The following is a 23,944-nucleotide window of genomic DNA, read 5'->3' on the forward strand; positions in this document are numbered from 1 at the left end:
TCATTTAAAAAACAATCATAAACATTCAAAATCATTCACTATTTTTAAATCTGTCACAATTATAACATAAAAAACGGTCACTTAGTGACCGTTTTTGGTAGTTCGTCATTGTTTTATCAACCAATCGTTCAATTTTTGGATGAGTTCGGGATGGAGTGGTGCTTCGATCGCTTCCCGGTATTCTTTATGCAACGTGAGGAGCGAGTGCGGGTTCGTGCGTTCGACGAGCAAGTGATTCATGTCGTGGATGATGTGGCTGTCGACGTCCCCTTTCGTCCGAATCGAATGGACATGCTCCGGCGGCACTTGAACGTCACGGTCGCCGGTGAGAGCGAGTACGGGAACACGCACATGTTCGAGCCGCTCCCGGACGTCGTATGATGCATGCTCGCGAATCCATTTGGCGTTGACGACTTGGCCGCGGTACTTGAAGGCAGCGACGTTCGTCCGAAGCGATCGTTCGAGCAGGTCGTCTTGGCGCTGGCGAATCTTCTTCGGGACGCCGGTCAATCGATAGAACACGCCCTTAAGTCCTTTCACCGAACCGACTTCAGTTGCGAGTGCGTCGGCTTGCAGCAAAAACATCTTCTTCGAGGAATCGTTGAATCCGGCGAGAAGAATCAGCCCGGCCGCGTTCGTCTCGAGCTGGACCGCCGGGGCGATGACGGCCCCTTCGCTATGGCCGAGCACGTACATGTCACCTGCGTCCGGCTCCTGTTTGATGGCGTTGACGACGGTGATCGCGTCTGTCACCAGGTCGTGCAGCCCGACTTTATTGAAATCACCGTCTGATTCTCCGATGCCTTGTTTGTCATACCGATAGACGTTGACGCCCATCTCGAAGAGCGCCTCGGCCAGTTTTTTATACGTGCCGAATTGGGATGGACCGAGATTGCCGTCTCGGTCGCTCGGCCCGCTCCCGCTCAAGAGGATGACCGTCTTTCGCGGTTCGCCGTGGGTCAGCCATGTACCGGCCAGTTGTCCATAATTCGTTGTCACGTTCAGTTGTCGTTCCATCATATCGCCTCCCCTTTCATCATAACGGACAATCAAACGTGTTTCGAGTAAAACAAGTAATCCATCACTCGATTCATGTGACGACCGATGTCATCATTTAACACATATCAAGTCAACTTCATATTCGTACGACCTTCTATAATCCATCAGAAAAATAGTCGTTGATACATCGTAATCATTACGCTATGATGTAATGCGTAATCATTACAATTTGAAAGAAGGATGTAGACTCCATGAAATATTTCCTTGCGGTTATATGTGTAATGCCTTTCCTATTTCTATCCGCCTGCAACGACTCAAGCCAAAGCAATCAGCATTTACATTTCGTCTATAATTTCTCGACGCAATCACTCGACCCGCATCGTGACACTAGCTACGTGCCGCTTCGAGCCGGCGTTACCGAAACACTGTTCAAACTGAACGATGAGACGTTATCCGTCGACCCATGGCTCGCCCAATCGTTCGAACAAGTGAACGAAACGACGTGGCGCATTTACATACGAGAAAACGTGTCGTTCCACAATGGAAAACTGCTCGACGCACAGGCGGTCAAACAATCACTCGACCGCTCCATCGAAGAGAATGTCGGGTTACGTAGCGCGTTGCGCATCAAATCAATCACGCCGGAAGCATCTAGCCTCCTCATTGAGACGACCATACCATATCCAGAACTCGTCAATGAACTGGTCCATCCGAACACATCGATCATTGACGTCACTGCGGATGATGCCATCGATCAAAAGCCTGTCGGGACTGGCCCTTATCAAGTGACGTCGTTCCAACCTGGCTCGAACATTCAACTGGAACGCCATGGCGCATATTGGGATGGGCAACCGAAACTCGATACGGTCACGTTCACGTTCAATGAAGATCCGGGCTCGCGGACGATGGCGCTCCGGTCCGGCGAAGCAGACATCGTCTATCGTCCCGAAATCGAGATGATCGACACATTAGAACAGGACGGGCTCGTCGTCGATAAGGCCGAAACGTTTCGTGTTCATCAGCTGACGATGAACCTGGAACGGGAACACATGCAGTCACTTGCCATGCGTCGACTCATCGACTCGCTCATCAACCGAGAACAAATCGTTGACGGCATCTTGAACGGCTACGCTTCACCTGCTGTCGGGCCGTTCTTACCATCGTTCCCGTTTGCCCCTGCCTATCCTTCTGATGAGGAGGAAGACCTTGCCGACTTGCTCGAACAAGACGGTTACGAGCAGGTTGATGGGTTATTGACTAAAGACGGTAACCCGGTCCAATTGAAACTGTTGACGTATAGCGCCCGTCCTGATTTACCACTTATCGCACAGTTGATTCAATCTGATGCAAAACAAGTCGGGATTACCATCGATATTCAAATGATTGACACACCCGAGGAATATATGGCATCCGAGCGAGATTGGGACTTGGCGACATATAGCAACTTGACCGCACCTCGCGGCGATGGCGGCTATTATTTGAACGCCACGTTCCATCCCGACGGTGCATTGAATTTCAGCGGTGTAGAAGATACGGCGCTGACACAGATGATTGACCGCTTGAATCAGACGGTCGACCGTGATCAACGCGACCAAACGACCGAAGAGATCGCACAATATGTCGATGAGCGCGTCATCAATTCCTTCTTGGTCCACCCTTCAACAAATGTCGCTTTGAAAGACAACGTCCGTGGGTGGGTCACTGAAAAGAGTGAATATTATATGATCACAAAAGACTTGGAAGTGTTGTGAGATGAAGCGATTCGTGGCACGTAAATCACTTGAGTGGGGACTAGCCTTTCTAGTCTTCACTTTTTTCAGTTTCCTGCTTCTACGTCTCGTTCCGGGGGACCCCGTCCTCTATTTACTAAAAGTCGATGAATTGAACGTCGATGTCGCCGAGATTGACCGCCTCCGCGAGGAGCTAGGGTTCACTGCTCCGGTTTGGGTCCAATACGTGAACTGGCTCACGCAAGTATTGCAATTGAATTTAGGGAACTCACTCATCACGGGACAACCGGTAACTCAATTGTTTATGGACAACTATGCTGCGACGTTTGAACTTGCCGCCGGAGGGATCTTTGTGGCGATTGCGCTTGCCGTGCCGTTCGGCACCATCAGTGCGTTCCGACCAAAGTCTGTCTCTGCCAAGCTCGCGACGGGACTGTCAGTCGTCGGATCATCGGTCCCGAGCTTTTTAATCGGGTTGATCCTAATGTATGTGTTCGCCGTTTCCCTTCAGTGGTTTCCCGTAATGGGTCGAAATGGTTGGGACAGTCTCGTCTTACCGTCTCTGACGTTAGGCATTGCCGTCGGATGTGTCTACATCCGGCTCATCCGCTCAACATTACTCGATGTGATGGCATCGGATTACGTCGCGATGGCAAGAGTTCGCGGAATCCGTTCCAGAACGGTATTGATTCGCTATATCACCCGCGCAGCGTTACCGCCTGTCATCTCAATGTTCGGCGTAAGCGTGGCAAGTCTTATGGGTGGTGTCGTCGTACTCGAAGTGTTGTTCGCTTATCCCGGGGTAGGCAAATTGATGGTGGATTCTGTGTTGCGCCGCGATTTCCCGGTCTTACAGGGCTATCTCGTCTTCACGACTTGTTTAGTCGCGAGCATCAACCTTGTGACCAATGGCATGTTACGTCTGCTCCAACCTCACCTTTACCGAAAGGATGTGTCGCGATGAAAAAGCACTTTTTCATCATTTGCGGGTGCTTATTTTTTGCCGTGCTGTATGCGATCACCTCGATGGCTGACCCGTTCGTGACGGATGTGACAAATCGACTCGCCGAACCGTCGCAACAGAACCTACTCGGCACCGATCATTTAGGTCGAGACATTTTTTCGCGACTTCTTCTCGCAGGCGGGATCACGGTCGGATTGAGTACTGCCATTGTCCTCGTCACAGCGACAATTGGCGTTCTATTAGGCACGATGAGCGGATTCGTCTATCGCAGATTGGAACCAATCGTCACAAAAGTGACAGATGCGACCATCATCTTTCCCGATACCGTACTCGCCATCGTGCTCGCCGGAGTCTTAGGTCCAAGCATTCAAAGCCTTGTGCTCGCCATTAGTTTGATTAAGTGGACGTCCTATACGAGGCTCGTGCATACGCTCGTCTTGCAAGAGAGCACGAAAGGACACGTTCTCGCTGCGCGCGTGAACGGTCTTACGAAACCGAAGATCGCCCTCCGGCACGTGCTGCCTGCCGTCTGTCCGCATGTTCTCGTCGTCATGAGTCTCGACCTCGGAAAGGTCATCTTGCTCATCTCCGCCTTCTCCTTCATCGGATTGGGTGTCCAATTGCCTTTCCCTGAGTGGGGCGGAATGATCAGTGAAGGACGACATTATCTTGTAACGAACCCGATGCTCGTTTTTTGGCCGGCATTATGCATCGTGTTAACCATTATCGGGTCGACGAGACTCTCGGCAAAGTTGACACGTCATTTTCAAATTTGAGAAGGAGGAGGAAACGTATGTTACTCATCGATCACCTTTCCATCAAGCAAGGCGAGCGTTTACTTCTACAAGACGTCTCCCTCGCCATCGAACGAAACGAATGGGTCTGCCTCGTTGGCGCAAGCGGGAGCGGCAAATCGCTTCTCGTCAAATCGATTCTGCAGATGCTTCCGGCCACTCTTCAGTCGACCGGGTCGATTTTTTGGAACGACCAAGAAATCGAAGCGGCTAGTAACACGTGTTCAATTTACGGATGCGAGATTGGCTATATCCCACAACAGTATACGACTTCGTTCGCCCCGTTCTTGACGATGGATGCGCATATTCGAGATTTGTTCGCCAGTCATGACCAGGCGTACGACGAAGACCGAATCCGTGCCATCATGGCCGAAGTTCATTTATCGGAAGAACTTTTGTATCGCTATCCGGGCGAGCTGAGCGGTGGTCAGTTGCAGCGGTTTTGCCTGTTGCTCGCGAGTATTCTTCAGCCGAAGCTCATCATCGCAGACGAAATCACGAACGCGCTCGACGTATTGACGGCTCGGCAGGTCACCGAATGGTTGAAGGCGATGATCGGGCAAACGTCGAGCATGCTGTGGGTCTCCCATGACTTGGCCGAGGCGATGACCTATGCCGACCACATTCTCGTCATGAAAGACGGACGCATCGTCGACGCAGGAGACCGCGAGCACCTACTCACCTCGACGGACCCGTACACCCAATCCTTACTTCAGGCGGCACCAGTTTTAAAACGGAAGGATCGACTCGAACATGTTATTACACGTTGAAAACGTCTCGAAGAACTATAATGACCAGCCCGTTCTACGTGATGTGACGTTCACGGTTCAGGCTGGCGAATCGGTCGGTTTGATTGGGACGAGCGGAAGTGGGAAGAGCACGTTGTCCCGTTGTATTCTCGGCCTGGAGTCAATCGATGCGGGCGAGATTCGCTTATGTGATCTGTCTTGGCACACCGCTTCACGTAAAGAAATCAAGTCAATGAGGCAACGCGTTCAAGCCGTGTTTCAAGATAGCTCCGAGTCATTCAATCCGCGATGGACGCTAACAGACTCAATTTTGGAGCCGCTTCGTCATTTTCGAATGATTGAACCGAGTGAAGAAGCGACCAAGTTGGCCCATTTGTGTGATATCGTGGAACTTCCGTACACATGTATGACCTCGTATCCTCGAGAGTTGAGCGGAGGACAGAAGCAACGGGCCGCCATCGCCAGGTCACTTAGCCTCAATCCCCAACTCGTCCTGTTAGACGAAGCGACCACAGCGCTCGACACGCTCACCCAACATCATATCGTCGAGATGCTACAGTCCTATCATCGCGACCAATCCACGGCGTTTTTAATTATCTCTCATGATTTATCGGTCGTATCGAAACTGTGCAATCGGATTCTCGTCTTGTCTGAAGGGACGATTGTCGACGCATTCTGTACCGATGAATTGTTTGACGATGCGCGCCATCCATACACGACCGCGTTGCGTGACGCCTTTGTCGAGAAAGGTCGGTCCTTGAATGGTCTCGGCTAAATCATTCTGGCTCATCGCCTATCCGCTTGTGCTCGCCGGCTTCTCGACACCGCTGCTCGGCGTCGTCGATACAATCGTCATTGCGAACACGGGCCAATTGACCGCGATCGGTGCGGTCGCCATCGGTGCGGTCGTGTTCAACACGCTCTATTGGCTATTCGGGTTTTTAAAAATCAGCACGAGCGGTTTCACGGCGCAAGCGCTCGGTCAAAACGACTTGAACCTTGCTCAAATGAGTTTGTTCCGGCCACTCGTCATCGCGTTTTTCGTCGGAACCAGTTTTGTCTTGTTCTTGATTCCGATTCGGGAATCGGCCATCCATCTACTCGTGACCGATGCGTCGATGGCCGATTCAGTTCGGACGTACATCACGACGCGACTTTACGCTGCTCCTTTCGCACTCGGCACGTATGTTATACTCGGCTGGCTAATCGGACACGGGCGTGTGCGGACTGCTCTAGTGATTCAAATCGGGGGGAATGTACTCAACATCCTCTTAGACGTTTGGTTCATCCGTATGTTTGATGACCCGGTCGCCGGAATCGCTGTCGCGACGAGTTTGTCAGAAGTGATGACGTTCGGGTTCGGTTGGTTGTTCATTCATGGCCGTATTACTTACTCCGCTCAAAGGGCCCGCGATTTGATGAACGTCGGTGCCTATTTTACTTATTTGACCGTCAACCGTGACTTGTTCATCCGGACTGTCTTTTTACTTCTCATGACGGCCTGGTTCACGTCGCTCGGTGCGAGACAAGGCGTCGAGACGTTAAGTGCGAACGCCATCTTGTTTCAATTGCAGTACTTAATCGCCTATTGGTTCAGTGGGATTGGACAAGCTGCTACCGTCTTGATTGGTCGCGCGATCGGGCAAAAATCGATAGAATCCTATCGACTTACCGTTCAAATCGCCTCACGGTTTATCGTATGGTCAACAATTGGGATCACTTTATTGTTGTCGGTGGCACAACAAGGAATCATTCGCCTCTTCACGGAAGATATAACGCTCCGCTCAACGATTGAAACATACTATATGTGGATTCTGATTTATCCGCTCGTCGGTGGTTTGGCCATGTTATATGAAGGTGTCTTTGCTGGAATCGGGGACGCACGGCCCGTCCGTAACTCAATCATTTATGCGTTCGTTGTCTTTACAAGCCTAGTCATCATGCTCTTCCCAACCGTCGGGAACCACGGGATTTGGATAGCATTCCTTTGCTTCAGTCTTACTCGCTCGCTCTCCTTAGGGATTAATGAACGTAGAAGGCGAAACCGTTTGTTCTCACCATCTCACCGCTCTTAAATGGTATAGTGACAAGGTATTCTACATTGGAAAGACAGAAATATGAAAATCAAGAGATGGTTGGTGCAGCCTTTGAATTCGATTTATCCGAATCAACAACGAAAGAAAAAACGCTACCTATACGCTTTCCTCCTCCTGGCTCTACTCAATACAGTGCAACATGTATACGATATGAGTTCAGACATGACCTCCGTGTATCGATTGGTCGGCGGTCTCATTTTTTATGCGTTCCTAATTTATTTCGGCTTACGGGGAAAAAAGTGGGCCGAGATTGCCATCGCAATCGTCGTTTGGATCAATGTCATCGCTTTATCCGTTATTCTCCTGTTCATGGGACTCTCCCTGATTGCATAAAAAAGGCGGCCACTCGTTTGAGTGGTCGCCTTTCGTTCTTTATACGCCTTCGTATGCAGCGTACATGATTTCTTTCAATTCTTCGACGAGCGGCATTTTCGGGTTGGCCGTCGTACATTGGTCTTCGAACGCGTCGACTGCCATTTTGTCGACTTTCGCGTCGAGGTCCGCTTTCTTGATGCCTTGTGCTTTGAACGAGAGCTTGATGTTCAAGCGCTGACCGAGCTCGATGACCGCTTGGATGAGCGACTCGACGCCTTCTTCCGTCGTGCTGGCTGGAAGTCCGAGGTAGCGCGCGATTTCAGCGTAACGCTCGTCGGCGATGAATGACTCATATTTCGGGAACGCCGCGAGTTTCGATGGGCGTGTCGCATTATAGCGGATGACGTGCGGCATGAGGATCGCGTTCGTCCGTCCGTGTGGGACGTGGAACTCGCCACCGATTTTGTGTGCGATCGAGTGGTTGATACCGAGGAACGCGTTCGCGAACGCCATACCAGCCATTGTCGATGCGTTGTGGACTTTCTGACGCGCTTCGGCGTCACTGCCGTTCTCATACGCTTTTGGGAGGTAATCGAAGATCATCTTCATCGAACGAAGCGCGAGTCCGTCTGTATAGTCGTTTGCCATGACCGAAACGTACGCTTCGATGGCGTGTGTCAATACGTCCATACCTGTATCGGCCGTGATTGAAGCTGGGACCGTCATGACGAACTCAGGGTCGACGATGGCGACGTCCGGTGTGATCGCATAGTCAGCGATCGGGTATTTGACGTTGCGTTTCTTATCCGTGATGACCGTGAACGGTGTCACTTCAGAACCCGTACCTGATGTTGTCGGGATCGCGACGAACATCGACTTGTTGCCGAGTGTCGGGAACTTGTACGTCCGCTTGCGGATATCCATGAATTTTTGGCGAAGGTTCGAGAACTTCTCTTCTGGGCGTTCGTAGAAGAGCCACATGCCTTTCGCGGCATCCATCGGTGATCCACCACCGAGTGCGATAATCATGTCTGGTTGGAAGTGACGCATCGCTTCGGCACCACGCATGACCGTCTCAACCGATGGGTCTGGCTCGACTTGGTCGAAGATGCGGTACTCGACACCAGCCGGCAAGTTTTTGACGACTTTATCGGCAAATCCGAGTTTGACCATCATTTCGTCCGTGACGATCATCGCCCGTTTTTTCGATGTGAGCGATTGAAGGTATTGGACCGAGTTTTTCTCAAAGTAAATCTTTTCAGGGACTTTAAACCATTGCATGTTCACGCGACGTCTCGCCACCTTTTTCACGTTGAGTAGATGTTTCGCCGTCACGTTCTCAGAGACGGAGTTTTTACCGTACGACCCACAACCGAGTGTGAGTGATGGAGTCATTTCGTTATAGAGGTCACCGATTCCGCCGTGTGCCGTTGGCGAGTTGACGATGATCCGGCAAGCTTTCATCCGGAGTCCGAATGCGAGAATCGCGTCGTCATCTGTCGAGTGAATCGCAGCTGTATGTCCGAGACCGCCGATTTCAAGCATCTTCTCAGCGATGGCGAATCCTTCTTCACGTGATTGAACTTTATAAGCTCCGAGCACCGGGCTGAGTTTCTCATGTGAGAGCAACTCCGTCGCACCGACCGTCTCGAGTTCGGCAATCAAGATTTTCGTATCGGCTGGAACTGTAAGTCCAGCTTTCTCAGCGATCCAGGCTGCCGGCTTCCCGACGATTTCAGGGTTGACCGCACACGTGTCTGTTTTAATGACGAGTGTCTCGAGTTTTGCTTTCTCTTCTGGTGAGCAGAAGTAGCAACCGAGCGCCGTCATTTCGGCTTTCACTTCTTCGTAAACTTCTTGGTCGACGATGATCGCTTGTTCAGATGCACAGATCATCCCGTTATCGAACGTTTTCGACAAGATGACGTCCGAGATGGCACGTTTTACTTTTGCTGTCTTGTCGATGTAGGCTGGAACGTTACCAGGACCGACACCGAGGGCCGGTTTACCAGTCGAATAGGCTGATTTAACCATCGCCGCACCGCCTGTTGCGAGGACCATAGCGACTCCTGGGTGGTTCATCAGTGCTTTCGTTGCGTCGAGTGACGGTTTTTCAACCCATTGGATTAAATGTTCCGGTGCACCGGCTTCGATGGCTGCGTCACGAAGGATGCGGGCCGCTTCACTTGAACACTGTTGTGCCGACGGGTGGAAACCGAAGATGATCGGGTTACGTGTTTTGATGGCGATGATCGCTTTGAACATCGTCGTTGATGTCGGGTTTGTGACCGGTGTGACCCCGGCGACGACACCGACCGGCTCGGCGATGTATGTGATACCGTTCTGCTCATCATCTTCGATGACACCGACCGTCTTCTCACCACGAAGTGAGTTATAAATATATTCTGTCGCGAAGATGTTTTTGATCATCTTATCTTCAAATACACCACGACCTGTTTCTTCATATGCATGTTTTGCAAGTGCAACGTGCTGCTCGAGTCCTGCGAGCGCCATCGCTTGAACGATTGCATCGATTTTCTCTTGATCAAACGTCATTAATGTCTCGAGCGCCGTGTGTGCTCGTGTGACGAGCGTGTCGACCATCTGTTCTGCTGATGTTTCCACTACTGCTTTCTCTTTAACTGCCATGTTAGGTTCCTCCTCATGAATGAGAGCTTATACTGCTGACTTGATGGGAAGCACTGGGTACGAGCCGTTCGTTTGATAAGAGTTTGTGCTTTCCTTCACATTCATAGAATACAACGTTTTCGGTCATTTGTGCGTGACAACAATGTGAACTCTTTCACAATATTTTTTTGAAGAATGAGGATAGGTCTTGCTTTTTGATTAGACGCTCAGTAAAATCGTATGCGTTTTCATGAAAATATGTCGCCCTCTCTATGTAAACGCTTACATTATATATGACGAGCCAATGTCGTTTCTCTTGTGCAATTTGTCACTCGAAATGGATTGGTCGTCCACCCGGCCCTCGGTCGTGTATAATGAGGAAAGAACCTAATTAGGAAGTGACTGACTATGCCGAGACAAGACGCAGCCGATCAGTTCGTAAAACTGATTCCATTAATCCGCAGGAAGTTGTTACGCCGTTCCGACCTCCCGCAAATCCCAAACTTGAACTTTTCCCACTTTCATCTGCTCATGTTGATTGAAGATGAAGGCGCCGTGACGAACGGACACATCAGCGAGACGCTTTCGATCGCCCCGCCGAACGTGACGCCGCTCATCACGAAGCTCGTCGATGAGGGGTACATCACCCGCGTGCCGGACGAACGCGACCGTCGTGTCATCTGGAACCAGTTGACAGACAAAGGTGAGCTTGTTCTTCGCGAGCGTCGCGACTCGTTTCGACGCTTGTTCGAGGACCGCCTCGCTTTTTTAGACGAGGAAGAGACGGATCGATTGATTGACAGCTTGAAGACATTGACGGAGATCGTCGAGAAGATGGACAAGAGCGAGGGATGATTTTTGCTCGTCAACATCCACATCTTCTTATATAATCGAGGATGAATCAATCGAACAATGGAAAGAGAGATGACATGTAATGGGTCGTAAATGGAACAACATTAAAGAGAAAAAAGCGTCAAAAGACGCCAATACGAGTCGCATCTATGCGAAGTTCGGCCGTGAAATCTACGTAGTCGCCCGTCAAGGGGAACCAGATCCAGAATCAAACCAAGCGCTCAAGTTCGTCGTCGAACGAGCGAAGACGTACAACGTCCCGCGCGCCATCATCGACCGCGCCATCGACAAAGCGAAGGGCGGCGACGAAGAGAACTTCGACGAGCTCCGCTATGAAGGGTTCGGACCGAACGGCTCGATGCTCATCGTGGACACGCTCACGAACAACGTCAACCGGACGGCGTCTGAAGTCCGCGCCGCTTTCGGTAAAAACGGCGGCAACATGGGTGTCAGCGGGTCGGTCGCTTACATGTTCGACGCGACGGCCGTCATCGGTGTCAACGGCATGTCTGCTGACGACGTACTCGAACTCATGATGGAGCATGACCTCGACGTCCGTGATGTCATCGAAGAAGATGAGACGGTGATCGTCTATGCTGAACCAGAAGCGTTCCATGCCGTCCAGACTGCCTTCAAAGCAGCAGGCATCGAGACGTTTGAAGTCGCCGAGTTGACGATGCTACCACAAAACGAGATTGCCCTCGACGACGAGTCGAAAGAACAGTTTGAAAAACTGCTCGACGTTCTCGAAGATCTCGAAGACGTACGCCAGGTATACCATAACGTTGAAGGATGACGAACGAGCGATAACTTTTCGGAGTTATCGCTTTTTTTGAACAATCGATTTGACAACCCGAAAAACGTATGTTAAATTTCAAAAGTCTTTATCGTATTAAAGTGATAACAAGAGAAAGAGTTTTGAAAGAAAGGTGTTGGAAATGATGAATGCTGTCTTATTAGCTGTTATCGTATTATTCGCTCTCGCGATCAGTCGGGTTCACATCGTCTTGTCGCTCATCCTCGCCGCAATCGTCGGCGGTCTCGTCGGAGGACTCGGTTTCAACGACACGTTGACCGCCTTTAGTGACGGACTTGGCGGAGGGGCAACCATCGCCCTCAGTTACGCGCTACTCGGCGCGTTCGCCGTCGGTTTGTCAAAAACCGGGCTACCCGATGTCCTCGCCGAGAAGTTGATCGGCATGTCCGGTCGCGACGTCACCGGGAAGAGCGTGGCGCGCGTCAAGGCGTTATTGCTATCGTTCTTATTATTGCTTGCCATCAGTTCGCAGAACGCTTTACCGATTCACATCGCGTTCATCCCGATTGTCATCCCGCCGCTCCTCGTGCTCTTTAACGAGTTGAAGCTCGACCGTCGTCTCGTGGCGACGATCCTTACGTTCGGTCTCGTCACGCCGTATATGTTACTTCCGGTCGGATTCGGCGGCATTTACTTGAATGAGATTTTGCTACCAAACGTGGAAACGAACGGCATGGCCGTCGGTGATGTCAATATTGTCAGCATCATGGCCATCCCAGCCCTCGGGATGCTCGTCGGTCTCGTCACCGCCTTCTTCCACTACCGGAAGCCACGGACGTACGATACGATTCAACTCGGGCCAACCGATTACGAGATTCGGACGTTGAGCCCGCTCAAAATCTGGCTCACAGCTGCCGTCGTCCTCGTCGTGCTCGTCGTTCAACTTCAGACCGAATCGATGATCGCATCGGCCGTCACAGGACTCATCTTGTTGACGCTGCTTCGCCTCATCCCTTGGTCAGAGGCAGACGACATCTTCACGAGCGGGATGCGCATGATGGCTTTCATCGGCTTCGTCATGATTGCAGCGAGCGGTTTCGCCGCCGTCATTCGCGCGACCGGTGCCATCGACCCGCTCGTCAGTGGCGCTAGCGGTATCATGGGCGACTCACAATTTGTCGCCGCACTCGTCATGCTCCTCGTCGGACTCGTGATCACGCTAGGTATCGGTTCGAGTTTCTCGACGATTCCAATCATCGCGGCCATCTTCGTCCCGCTTTGCATCCAGTACGGATTCTCGGTCGAGGCGACAATCGCCATTATCGGGACGGCCGGTGCACTCGGTGACGCTGGTAGCCCGGCGAGTGACTCGACGCTCGGACCGACGAGCGGGTTGAATGCAGACGGTCAACACGACCACTTGCGTGAGACGGTGTGGCCGACGTTCCTCCACTACAACATCCCGCTCATCGTCTTCGGCTTGATCGCCGCCATGGTGTTGTAATCACTTCCGATTGCGCCGTGCGTAAATCGTGCCGAGCAAGACGAGTACGAATAAAAACCAAATCCCGGTATACATGAGGATTTCTATAATCATCTCTGATTCCTCCTAAATATCCATGTAAAAAAGGAGCGACGATTTCGTCGCTCCTTTTCATGATGAAGTTTTTAGCTGGTGTTGACAAGTATTCAAGTATCCGTCGACGGTATCCGCGACTTCTCGGCCTTCTCGGATCGCCCAAACAATCAAACTTTGTCCCCGTCTCGCATCCCCTGCGACAAACACACCCTCGACGTTCGACGTATAGTCATGGTTCGCCTCGATACCGACTTTCCGGAGCTCTCGCTCCGGTCGTTCGAATCCAATGGCGACGAGCACAAGATCGGCTGGATACGTCTTGACCGAACCGTCGACGACGAAGAACGTCGCCTGTCCGTCCGGTTTGACGATTTTCTCCATCCGCTCCGTCTCAATCCCGACGACACGGTCCCCTTCTTTAATGACCCGGTTCGACCGAATCAAATACGTGCGAGGATCGTGGTCGAAATGCTCGATGGCTTCCGCATAGGCGTAATCGGTCGACAACGTATCCGGCTGAAGTGGCCATGGCCGCTCTGGCGCCCGGAACATACCTTTCTCCGGATGCTTCCCGAATTGGGTCACCGACTTGGCTCCTTGACGAATCGCTGTCGCCACGCAGTCCGCTCCCGTGTCCCCGCCACCGATGACGATGACGTCTTTCCCGTTCGCGTCGTATCGAGCGTCGAGCGATTTCCCTCCGAGCACTCGCGTCGATTCCGTCAAATAATCCATCGCCGGCTCGACGCCTGTGGCATCATCCCCATCGATGCCGAGCGTCCGTTGTTTCTGTGCGCCCGTCGCGAGAATGACGGCATCGTACGTGTGACGGAGTGACTCGATCGTCACATCGGTCCCGACGTTGACGCCCGTCTTGAAGCGAATCCCTTCTGCCTCGAGTAGCCGTACGCGACGCCGGACGACATCCTTCTCAAGCTTCATGTTCGGGATGCCATAGAACAACAGGCCGCCCGCCTCATCCGCTTTCTCATAAATTGTGACCGCATGGCCGAGCTGGTTCAATTGATCGGCTGCCGCGAGTCCGGCCGGCCCGCTGCCGATGATGGCAACACGGTGTCCGGTCCGTTTCTTGACATGGCGTGGCTTGACCCACCCTTCCTCGAACGCGCGGTCGATGATCGTCCGTTCGATCGATTTGATCGCGACCGGATCCTCGCTGATGCCGAGCGTACACGACCCTTCACACGGGGCCGGACAGACACGCCCCGTAAACTCTGGGAAGTTGTTCGTCTCCATCAATCGTTCGTAGGCCCGATACCAATCTTGATCCGAGACGAGCTTATTCCATTCGGGAATCAAGTTGTGGATTGGACAGCCGATCGTCTCTTGACCGATCATGTCCCCGACGTGACAGAACGGGGTGCCGCAATCCATGCAACGCTCGGCTTGTTTGACGATTGGTCCGTCTTCCATCCGTGAAGCATATTCACTGTAATCATGAATCCGTTCGAGGACGGAACGTTCTGGCAATGTCTCCCGTGGGATATCGATAAATTTATGTCTCATGCTCCCCCTCCTTCAGTCACGACGCGGAATAGTTCGAGGGCGCGGTCCGCGTCACTCAACTCCGGACGCGTCGCCTCGATGTGACGCATGACGTCAAGTACGTTTGCATAGTCACGCGGTACGACTTTGACGAAGCGTTTTCGTTCTTGCTCAAACGCCTCAAGTACAGCTCTCGCTTTCACACTGTCCGTATGAAACTGGTGCATCTCGAGCAACGCGTAAATCTGTTCGGCATCTTCATCGGTCAACTCTCGATCAATCGAGACGAGCTCTTCGTTGACAAGTTGTTCGTACGCCTGGTCCCCGTAAAGGTAGGCGACTCCGCCCGACATCCCGGCCCCGAAGTTACGACCGACCGTTCCGAGCACGACGACCGTCCCACCGGTCATGTACTCACAGCCGTGATCGCCGACCCCTTCAGTCACCGCAACGGCACCGGAGTTCCGGACGGCAAATCGTTCCCCGACATGACCGTTGAAGAACGCCATCCCAGACGTCGCGCCGTAAAGACAGACGTTACCGGCGATGACTTGTTCACTCTCTTCGAACGGGGCGTGTTTCTCAGCGATAACGGCGAGTTTCCCGCCGCTCAAGCCTTTTCCGACGTAATCGTTCGCGTCGCCGATGACCGAGATGGTGATCCCGCTCGGCAGGAACGCCCCTAAACTTTGACCGGCCGACCCGCTGAGACGAAGTGAAATCGTATCCTCGGCAAGACCGACGTTGCCATGCACTTTCGTCACTTCATGCCCGAGCATTGTCCCGACGGCACGATCCGTGTTGCGGACGCGACCGACGAAGAACGTCGGTTGGAGAGACTTGATCGATCGCGACACAGCTGGGATCAACTTCCGGTGGTCGTACGACTGATAGGCCGGATGCGGCAGCTCTTCTTTTTCTGGCAACGCTGTCGGAATCGATAACATCGGGGCCAAATCAAGTGTTCTCGCTTTCGGATGTTCTTGTTTCCATACGCTTTCCTCTAACAAGTCCGTCCGGCCGATGACGTCACGGAGCGATTTCGCGCCGAGCGAGGCTAAAATCTCTCGCACGTCTTCGGCGAGGAACGTCATCAAGTTGACGACGTGTTCGGGTTTGCCCATGAACTTCGCGCGCAAGGCCGGGTCTTGTGTGGCGACACCGACCGGACACGTGTCGAGGTGACACGCCCGCATCATGATACAACCGAGCACGACGAGCGGCGCCGTCGCGAACGCGTATTCTTCGGCCCCGAAGATGGCGGCGAGGACGATATCACGCCCGGTCATGAGCTTACCGTCGGTCTCGAGCGTGACGCGGCCTCGGAGCCCGTTCAATGCGAGCGTCTGGTGCGTCTCGAGCAGACCGAGCTCCCACGGCAGTCCCGTATGCTTGATCGATGTCCGAGGTGACGCCCCGGTTCCTCCGTCATAGCCACTGATGACAATCGTGTCGGCGTTCGCCTTGGCGACACCGGCCGCAATCGTCCCGACGCCTGATTTCGAGACGAGTTTGACGCTGATTTTCGCGTTCGGATTGACGTGCTTCAAATCAAAGATCAGCTGAGCCAAATCTTCAATCGAATAGATGTCGTGGTGCGGCGGTGGCGAGATGAGTCCGACACCTGGGACTGAGCCGCGCACTTCGGCGACCCATGGATATACTTTGTTCCCTGGCAATTGTCCACCCTCACCCGGCTTCGCACCTTGCGCCATCTTGATTTGAATTTCATCAGCATGATACAAATATTCGGCCGTCACACCGAAACGTCCACTTGCGACTTGCTTGATGCGACTGACGCGTTCACTGCCGTCCTCATCAGGGGTGAACCGATTCCTGTCCTCCCCGCCTTCTCCTGAGTTGCTCTTGCCGCCGATTTGGTTCATGGCGATGGCGAGCGTCTCGTGCGCCTCTTTCGACAAGGATCCGAACGACATTGCTCCCGTTTTGAAGCGGCTGACGATCGAAGTGACCGACTCGACTTCATCAATCGAAATCGCATCTTGTTGTTTGAACGCGAACAATTGACGTAAGAATTGGCCTGACGACTCGTGGAGTTTGACGTAAGCGTCATAATACCGGCGCTCGTTCTCGCGGCAGGCCCGCTGGAGCAAATGAATCGTCTTCGGGTTAAAGGCATGCTCTTCCCCATCAGCTCGCCACTGGAAATCGGCTCCGGCCTCGAGCGGTCGTTCCCGCTCATAGGCAGCTTCATGCTGGCGGCGCGACTCTTCTTCGAGTTCTGTGAAACCGACACCGGACAACTGTGATGTCGTCCCGCGGAAATGGCGTTCAATCAAGTCACGGTCAATGCCGACCGCCTCAAAGATTTGGGCCCCACGGTAACTTTGTACGGTCGAGATCCCCATCTTCGACATGATCTTGACGATGCCATCAACCGATGCCGTCTGATAGCGGCGAACGGCTTCTGTGAACGAGTATGGCAGTTGACCGGCCTCGACCGCCTCGGCAATCGTCGCATAGGCGAGATACGGATAGACGGCGTCAGCGCCGTACCCAATCAAGGCGGCCGCTTGGTGGACTTCACGCACTTCGCCACTCTCAGCGACGAGACTGCACGACGCGCGAAGGTTGACGCGAATCAAATGTTGGTGGACGGCGCTCAAGACGAGGAGCGACGGCATCGCCAGCAGGTTTTCGTTCATGCTTCGGTCTGACAAGATGATGACTTCAGCCCCATCGCGGACGAGCCCTTCGACACGTTCGAACAACGTCTCAAGGGCAGCCTCGAGGTCGTGTTCGTATGTCGTCTCGACCCGTTCGACGCGAAGCGTCTCGTTCACTTGTTCGACCGCGGCCGCATCAAGGAACGGATGTTTGAGCCAAACGCGACGCGCATGACCGCGACCGGTGTGGACCGGGTTCGCGAGTGGTCCGAGCCACGTGAACGTGGCCGTGACGATTTTCTCACGCAATGCATCGATTGGCGGGTTCGTGACTTGGGCGAAGTGCTGTTTGAAGTAATGGAACAATGAGCGTGGCCGTTCAGACAAGACCGCGACCGGTTGGTCATGGCCCATCGAACCAATCGGGTCTTTCTTCTCAAGGATGAGTGGGACGAGATATTGCTCGATATCTTCTTTCGTGTAACCGAACGCCCGCTGTTTTTGATGAAGTTCGGCGACGAGCGGCTCTTCGACAGGAGACTCTTCAAGCTTAGTCATCTGTTTCAGCCATTTCCCATACGGCTCGGCGCGCGCGATCGTCTGTTTGATTTCCGCATCCGGAATGAGGCGTTTCGACTCCAAGTCGATTAATAGGAGCTGGCCTGGGCGAAGTCGCTGTTTCGACTTCACATTCTCGGCTTGCACGGGAATGACGCCGCTCTCTGACGAAAGAATGAGCTCGCCATCAAGCGTTTCGATGTAACGCATCGGTCGCAGTCCGTTCCGATCCAAGATGGCGCCGATTTGACGTCCGTCCGTGAAGACGACGCCCGTCGGTCCGTCCCATGGTTCCATGATGGACGAATGATATTGGTAGAAGTCTTTTTTGAACGGGTCCATCGATACCTCGGCAAACGGTTCTGGAATCAGCATCATCGCCGTATGAGCGATGGAACGTCCGGTCCGTGTGAAGAATTCGAAGGCGTTGTCGAGCATCGATGAGTCGCTGCCCGTCTCTTGAAGGACTGGGAACAGTTGATTCACGTCCTCGAACAAATCGGTCGATGTCACGCCTTCGCGCGCTCGCATCGCGTCGATATTGCCGCGGAGTGTGTTAATTTCTCCGTTGTGCACAATCATGCGGTTCGGATGGGCCCGCTCCCATGATGGGAACGTGTTCGTCGAGAAGCGAGAATGGACGATACCGAACGTGCTCTTATAGGCCGGCGCCTGTAAGTCGAGATAAAACCGCTCGATCTGTTCAGGCGTCAGCATCCCTTTATAGACGATCGTCTTCGTCGATAGGCTTGGCATGTATAGATTCAAGTCCTCGGTCTTCTCGATCGTACGTCTGAGTTGGTAAAGTGTCCGCTCGTTCGAGTCGTAGTCTGCGAATGGACAAGAAACGAACCATTGATAAATCGTCGGCTGTGTCACCCGGGCGTGTTCCCCAATAGCCAAACTGTCGACCGGGACCTCACGCCAGGCGATGGTCGCAAAGTCAAACTCATCGGCAATCGCTTCCATCTGCCGTTGCTTTTCTTGCAGCTTTGTTTCGTCAGGCTGGAAAAAGACCATCCCGACCGCGTAGCGACCTGGCGTCGGCAAGTTCATCGTCTCAAGGAACAGCTCGTGGGGTAGCTCGGTCATAATCCCCGCACCGTCTCCCGCATCGATGACGCCTTGTCCACCCCGGTGCTCAAGTTTACAGAGCATCGAGAGCGATTTACTGACAATGTCGTGTTTCTTCTCTCCGTTTAGGTTGACATATAGCCCAATGCCACATGCATCTTTTTCGAATCGTGAATCGTACAAGCCTGTTCGCTTCATCGAATCAACCCCTCTCTCTCGATCTTGTTTCGTAAATTTTATTTTGTTCTAAATATTCTGATAAATCAAGAGGGTTGTATACTATTATGCATAATTCAATTAGCATAGTTTATATTTGTAAGCGTATACATTAGCTTTACCAAGCTATTTTTAAAAACATGTTATAATGCATAAAGAATATTTATCCATAAAATATATTAATATATAGGTTCATACGAACATAAAAATAATCAAAAAAAACGGTAGTCCTAGAGGGCTACCGTTTCTGCTTTCGATATTATTCAACCGTTTTTCGTGAGTGATGCAAGAACGCCCGCGGCTTTTTCCAAATGATTAATCCGACATAACCGAGGGTGAGCAAAATCAGAGCACTGACGAGGACGACGTAGAGAGTCGCGTTGTCGATTCGCGCGAAGATGGCGATGTACGCCCAGACAAAGACGAGCGGATAGATGAAGTCACGATGCCACCACATGAAGACGAGTGCGAGGACAACCCCGACCATGAGCATGAGCGACGTCCAAGCCAGTTCGTCGAGCCCGAGCAACGTGGTGACTTGTTCTCGGTTCATGACGACGAACACGTTGACGATCGTCGCGACGGACACCCAGCCGATATAAATCGAGAACGGGAACCGGTCGAGCCAACTTGTCGACGTCCGGAAGGCGATGTAATAGAGCCAGGCGAGCGTCGCGAGAAATGCGACCATGACGACGAGCGAGGCGATGAACCACTCGTTCGTGAACGTGAGCAACCAGAGACCGTTCAAGATACACGAGACGAGAAAACCCGCTTTCATCCGATTCGCCTGTCGGTTCGCAACCGATCCTTTTTTTAGTTGTAAGACGAGCCAGACGGCGATTGCGATATAAATCACGCCCCAAATCGAGAACGCGTAGCCGGCCGGTTTGAAGTAAATGTCGATTCGGTCCGACACTGCCGCATTTTCACCACTCGCAAAGTAGTTGATGACGACCGTCGCCAAAAACGCCAGCCAGTTGATTAAAGGCCATTTTGATAAGTCCATAAGTAGGATCCTCCGAAGAAGACCTGACACCTCCTTTTTTAGCATAGTTTTCTATACCCATGTGCCAACGCTCATACACATCTGGACTAGCTTATAGGCGAATCTCTAGACATATAACAAAACGACCCCGGCGTTAGCCTGAGTCGTCTTGAAAAAGCGGTAATGTCACCGCATTCGGGATCGCCCACCTGAGTTCATGGACAATAGCATCAATTGTTTAGAAGTCGATTTCATCCGGGTCCGGACCGAGGCGGTCATGCGTCGCCACGGCGTCGATTTTCGCCAAGTCGTCCGCATCGAGGGCGAAGTCGAACACATCGAAGTTCTCTTGAATCCGATGCGGCGTGACCGATTTCGGAAGCGCCACGTTCCCCGTGTCTAAATGCCAGCGAAGCACAACTTGTGCCGGCGTCTTGCCATGTTTCTCCGCGATTTCAGCGAAAGTCGGGATGTCGAGGAACTTGCCTTGCATGAGCGGACTCCATGCCTCGACTTGAATGCCCTCGTCTTGGCAGTATTCGACGAGATCCGGTTGCGGGAGTTGTGGGTGCAACTCAATTTGGTTGATGAACGGCGTCATGAGACCCGCATCTTTCAACGTTTCGAGATGGTGTTCTTTAAAGTTCGAGACACCGATGACTTTGATTTTCCCCGCTTCGTAAAGGTCGATCAAATCTTTCCATGCCTCGACGAACCCGTCGACTGGCCAGTGGAGGAGGCAGAGGTCCAAATAGTCTGTCTCGAGACGCGCGAGTGATTCGTCAAATGCCTCTTTCGTCCGGCGCTGACGGATGTCCTCATTCCAAATCTTCGATGTCAAAAAGATGTCGCCGCGAGCGACGCCTGATTCCTGAATCCCTTTAGCGACACCTTCTTCATTCTTATAGACGGCTGCCGTATCGATATGGCGATATCCGACTTTGAGTGCCTCGGTGACAGCTTTTGGAGCCTCGGTCTCATTGTCGACTTGCCATACCCCAAATCCGATCATCGGAATTTTGACTCCGTTGCGTAACGTTGCGAGTTGCATACAATCATTCCCCTTTCCAAACTGTTCGAGCTGATTGTATCATACCCGTCTTCCTATTTCGAAAAACTAAATCGTCAAATCTTTTCGAGTGAAACGTCCATAAGACAACAGCATGGCGACGATGAGAAGTCCCCCCAACCAGAAGAAAGAACGAAACGCTGATTCCCCTTGGATTTGAGCATTGGCGTCAAACAGCGAGAAGATGGATAGCGTATTTAGCCAATCGAGCTGGTCACTAAATCCTGAGAAGACGTTCGCCATCAAGAAGAGTGCGAAAATCCCACCCGTGACCATATAGGACCGTGTGCTGTCGTCGAACAGGCTTGCGAGCACATAGGCGAGCGCCCCGAGGACGACTAGAATCAGTCCTGCGTTCAACTGAAGCGTCCACAGTAAGCCGATGTCGATCTGTAAATCAAATAGGATGTTGGCGAGCATGAGACTGAGCCCGTTCAATCCGACGAGCATACCACTCGCGATCACAAGCAACACCATACTAGCCGTCACGTAACCGCCACGTGAAATCGGTGCGGCCAAATAAAGCATGACCTCACCCGAATCGACCGGTTTAGCCATGAGTCGTGAGGCGAACGTGAGCGCGAACAGGATGGCCAATACGTAAAAGATGAGCCCATAGTAATTGCCCGCGAGCAGATTGATGACGTTGTCCATCGCCAAGTTCGGGTCGATTTTAAACACTTCTAGCAACTCGGGTGGCAACGAATCCAACTTTCCTTCAATCAGCCCCGTCTCTTGGATGGACGGGAACACCGCCGCCAAAAAGAACAAGTAGAGGCTCGTCCCGAGCGAGTACCCAAGAATCCAGCTACGATTTTGTTTAAACAGTGCCGAGATGAGTTCCATTTATTTCGCCTCCCCATAATATTGCATGAACAGATGCTCGAGTTCGTCCGTGCCGCTCGACAACGATTGGACTTCGTGACGGGCGAGTCGATGAATCAAGTCGTTCAACTCTTCGACCGTCGACAAAGTGACGGTGACGACCACACCGTCACGCGAACCGATTTCTTCGCTCAACCGCATTGCTGCCGCCTCGTCCTTCAATTCGATCCGATACGTCTTCTGACTATGCCGTTTTAACTCTGACATCTCCGCTTCGATAATCATCCGACCATCACGGATGAGTGCGGCCCGGTCACACGTCTTCTCCATCTCCGGGAAGTGGTGGGAACTCATCAAGACCGCCTTGCCCGCTGTTTTCTCAGCGATGACCCAATCGACGAGCCGTTCCTGCATGAGCGGGTCGAGTCCGCTCGTCGGTTCATCAAGAATATAAACCGGCACATCTTTCATGAAACACGTGACGATGGCAAGTTTTTGTTTCATTCCTTTCGACATCTTGCGCACTTTGAGTGACGTATCGAAGGCGAACACGTCACGCAACGTCCGTTCGCGCTCCGCGCTCGTCACATGTAGTTTCCGAGTCAGCCGGATGACATCCTCCCCGGTCATGTCCTGTGGATAATTGATCTCGCCAGGCAAATAGCCGACAAGCGCCTTCACCGTCTCACTCTCGTTCCAACAGTCGTGACCCATGACAGTGGCACTACCGGAATCGGCATGGAGCAATCCCATCAAGTGACGAATCGTCGTCGATTTCCCCGCCCCGTTCGGTCCGATAAATCCGAACACGGTTCCCGGCTCGACCGTGAACGACACATCGAAGATACCGTGTGACGCATCGAAACGCTTCGTCAGTCCTTTAATTTGAATCATCGCTCTCACTCCTTAGTTTTGAAATTTATTATATATATGATTACAAAACTAGTATATCACGTTATTTTTTGAAATGGAAATGGTATATTGATTACAAAACATCAGAGAAGCGAGGGTCATCATGGATGGATTCACAAAACGAACTGAAACGAAACGACGAGCAATCTTAGACGCGGCCGTTCGACTGATGGCCACGAAACAGTCCCGTTTCACGGTGAGTGAGCTGGCACGCGCCGCCTCGGTCTCACCGGTATCGATTTATAATTATTTTGGCTCCAAAGAACAAGTGATCATCGTCGTCTTGACCGAGATGACGGAAGAACAGATGGGATGGATTGAGTCACAAATCGCTGACCATGTCCCGTTCGATCAATTGCTGATCGAGATTTTGTCTCGTAAAATCGAGACGGCAGCGCTGTTCGATGAGACGATCACTTCGATGATTCAAGCGGACCCATCATGGCAACAGTTGGCAGGACGAGGCTACGCCGCGTTCCGGCAACTGATTGAGTATGGGAAGACGAGCGGGGCCATTGACCCGGACTTATCGACCGATTCGTATCTTCGCTATGTCCAACTCGTACAGCAGGCGATTTTGTCCGATCCGTCATTCCCGTCAGGTGACATGAGCTCGTTGATGCAAGACTATTTTCATTTCTTCTTGAACGGCATCATGAGCCGTTGACGACAAACAAGCGACCACCGAAGAGGATGGTCGCTTGTT

Annotated in this window: 18 protein-coding genes; 10 read left to right on the forward strand and 8 right to left on the reverse strand. The window is 52.3% G+C overall.

Annotated features, from left to right (window positions below; all coding sequences use genetic code 11):
- Positions 1-105: 105 nt before the first annotated feature.
- Entirely contained in the window at positions 106-1,017 is a 912-nt protein-coding gene (locus EVJ34_RS00945) for an alpha/beta hydrolase (RefSeq protein ID WP_131484482.1), read from the reverse strand.
- Between the two features lie 263 nt (positions 1,018-1,280).
- Here EVJ34_RS00945 and nikA point away from each other — a divergent pair, with 263 nt between their 5' ends.
- From nikA to EVJ34_RS00975, 6 genes are read left to right on the forward strand one after another with little or no spacing between them, the layout of a single operon-like run.
- Complete coding sequence (gene nikA, locus EVJ34_RS00950; protein WP_236636608.1) at positions 1,281-2,750, forward strand: nickel ABC transporter substrate-binding protein; 1,470 nt, start codon at positions 1,281-1,283, stop codon at positions 2,748-2,750.
- Between the two features lies 1 nt (position 2,751).
- Positions 2,752-3,693, forward strand: coding sequence for an ABC transporter permease (locus EVJ34_RS00955; RefSeq protein ID WP_131434257.1), 942 nt, complete (start codon positions 2,752-2,754; stop codon positions 3,691-3,693).
- Entirely contained in the window at positions 3,690-4,469 is a 780-nt protein-coding gene (locus tag EVJ34_RS00960) for an ABC transporter permease (RefSeq protein WP_131434255.1), read from the forward strand. Before EVJ34_RS00955 ends, EVJ34_RS00960 begins: the two co-directional genes overlap by 4 nt.
- Before the next feature lie 17 nt (positions 4,470-4,486).
- On the forward strand, positions 4,487-5,257 hold the full coding sequence (locus EVJ34_RS00965; RefSeq protein ID WP_161568878.1) for an ABC transporter ATP-binding protein: 771 nt from the start codon (positions 4,487-4,489) through the stop codon (positions 5,255-5,257).
- Positions 5,241-6,011 carry an ABC transporter ATP-binding protein gene (locus EVJ34_RS00970; protein WP_131434251.1) on the forward strand — a complete coding sequence of 257 codons (771 nt, stop codon included), beginning with the start codon at positions 5,241-5,243 and terminating at the stop codon, positions 6,009-6,011. Before EVJ34_RS00965 ends, EVJ34_RS00970 begins: the two co-directional genes overlap by 17 nt.
- The gene (locus tag EVJ34_RS00975; RefSeq protein ID WP_131484485.1) at positions 5,998-7,311 is read left to right on the forward strand and encodes an MATE family efflux transporter; all 1,314 of its coding nucleotides are present in this window, start codon (positions 5,998-6,000) and stop codon (positions 7,309-7,311) included. The genes EVJ34_RS00970 and EVJ34_RS00975 overlap by 14 nt, the downstream gene beginning before the upstream one ends.
- A gap of 393 nt (positions 7,312-7,704) precedes the next feature.
- Here the strand turns inward: EVJ34_RS00975 and adhE are convergent, their stop codons facing one another.
- Entirely contained in the window at positions 7,705-10,296 is a 2,592-nt protein-coding gene (gene adhE, locus EVJ34_RS00980; protein ID WP_131434247.1) for a bifunctional acetaldehyde-CoA/alcohol dehydrogenase, read from the reverse strand.
- Between the two features lie 387 nt (positions 10,297-10,683).
- Between adhE and EVJ34_RS00985 the strand changes: the two genes are divergently transcribed.
- The 3 genes from EVJ34_RS00985 (at position 10,684) to EVJ34_RS00995 (ending at position 13,388) form a co-directional block, all read left to right on the forward strand.
- Positions 10,684-11,130: a MarR family winged helix-turn-helix transcriptional regulator gene (locus EVJ34_RS00985; RefSeq protein WP_034777458.1), complete on the forward strand. Its 447-nt coding sequence runs from the start codon at positions 10,684-10,686 to the stop codon at positions 11,128-11,130.
- Positions 11,131-11,209: 79 nt separating this feature from the next.
- Positions 11,210-11,923 (forward strand): YebC/PmpR family DNA-binding transcriptional regulator, encoded by a 714-nt coding sequence (locus EVJ34_RS00990; RefSeq protein WP_021067327.1) that lies wholly within the window; start codon positions 11,210-11,212, stop codon positions 11,921-11,923.
- A 145-nt stretch (positions 11,924-12,068) separates the two neighbouring features.
- On the forward strand, positions 12,069-13,388 hold the full coding sequence (locus EVJ34_RS00995) for a Na+/H+ antiporter family protein (protein WP_131434245.1): 1,320 nt from the start codon (positions 12,069-12,071) through the stop codon (positions 13,386-13,388).
- 150 nt (positions 13,389-13,538) lie between these two features.
- Here the strand turns inward: EVJ34_RS00995 and EVJ34_RS01000 are convergent, their stop codons facing one another.
- The 6 genes from EVJ34_RS01000 to EVJ34_RS01025 form a co-directional block, all read right to left on the reverse strand.
- Positions 13,539-14,990: a glutamate synthase subunit beta gene (locus tag EVJ34_RS01000; protein ID WP_131434243.1), complete on the reverse strand. Its 1,452-nt coding sequence runs from the start codon at positions 14,988-14,990 to the stop codon at positions 13,539-13,541.
- Entirely contained in the window at positions 14,987-19,426 is a 4,440-nt protein-coding gene (gltB, locus tag EVJ34_RS01005; protein WP_131484486.1) for a glutamate synthase large subunit, read from the reverse strand. Before gltB ends, EVJ34_RS01000 begins: the two co-directional genes overlap by 4 nt.
- A 277-nt stretch (positions 19,427-19,703) precedes the next feature.
- Positions 19,704-20,453 (reverse strand): TspO/MBR family protein, encoded by a 750-nt coding sequence (locus EVJ34_RS01010; RefSeq protein WP_131434239.1) that lies wholly within the window; start codon positions 20,451-20,453, stop codon positions 19,704-19,706.
- Positions 20,454-20,670: 217 nt separating this feature from the next.
- Positions 20,671-21,483 (reverse strand): aldo/keto reductase, encoded by an 813-nt coding sequence (locus tag EVJ34_RS01015; RefSeq protein WP_131484487.1) that lies wholly within the window; start codon positions 21,481-21,483, stop codon positions 20,671-20,673.
- 66 nt (positions 21,484-21,549) lie between these two features.
- Positions 21,550-22,347 carry an ABC transporter permease subunit gene (locus EVJ34_RS01020; protein ID WP_131484488.1) on the reverse strand — a complete coding sequence of 266 codons (798 nt, stop codon included), beginning with the start codon at positions 22,345-22,347 and terminating at the stop codon, positions 21,550-21,552.
- Positions 22,348-23,220, reverse strand: coding sequence for an ABC transporter ATP-binding protein (locus EVJ34_RS01025; protein ID WP_131484489.1), 873 nt, complete (start codon positions 23,218-23,220; stop codon positions 22,348-22,350). It lies immediately after the preceding gene.
- 121 nt (positions 23,221-23,341) lie between these two features.
- Between EVJ34_RS01025 and EVJ34_RS01030 the strand changes: the two genes are divergently transcribed.
- Positions 23,342-23,905 carry a TetR/AcrR family transcriptional regulator gene (locus EVJ34_RS01030; RefSeq protein WP_131434231.1) on the forward strand — a complete coding sequence of 188 codons (564 nt, stop codon included), beginning with the start codon at positions 23,342-23,344 and terminating at the stop codon, positions 23,903-23,905.
- Positions 23,906-23,944 lie beyond the last annotated feature (39 nt).

This window comes from Exiguobacterium sp. SL-9 (genome assembly GCF_004336985.1).
In the GTDB taxonomy this organism is placed as follows: domain Bacteria; phylum Bacillota; class Bacilli; order Exiguobacteriales; family Exiguobacteriaceae; genus Exiguobacterium.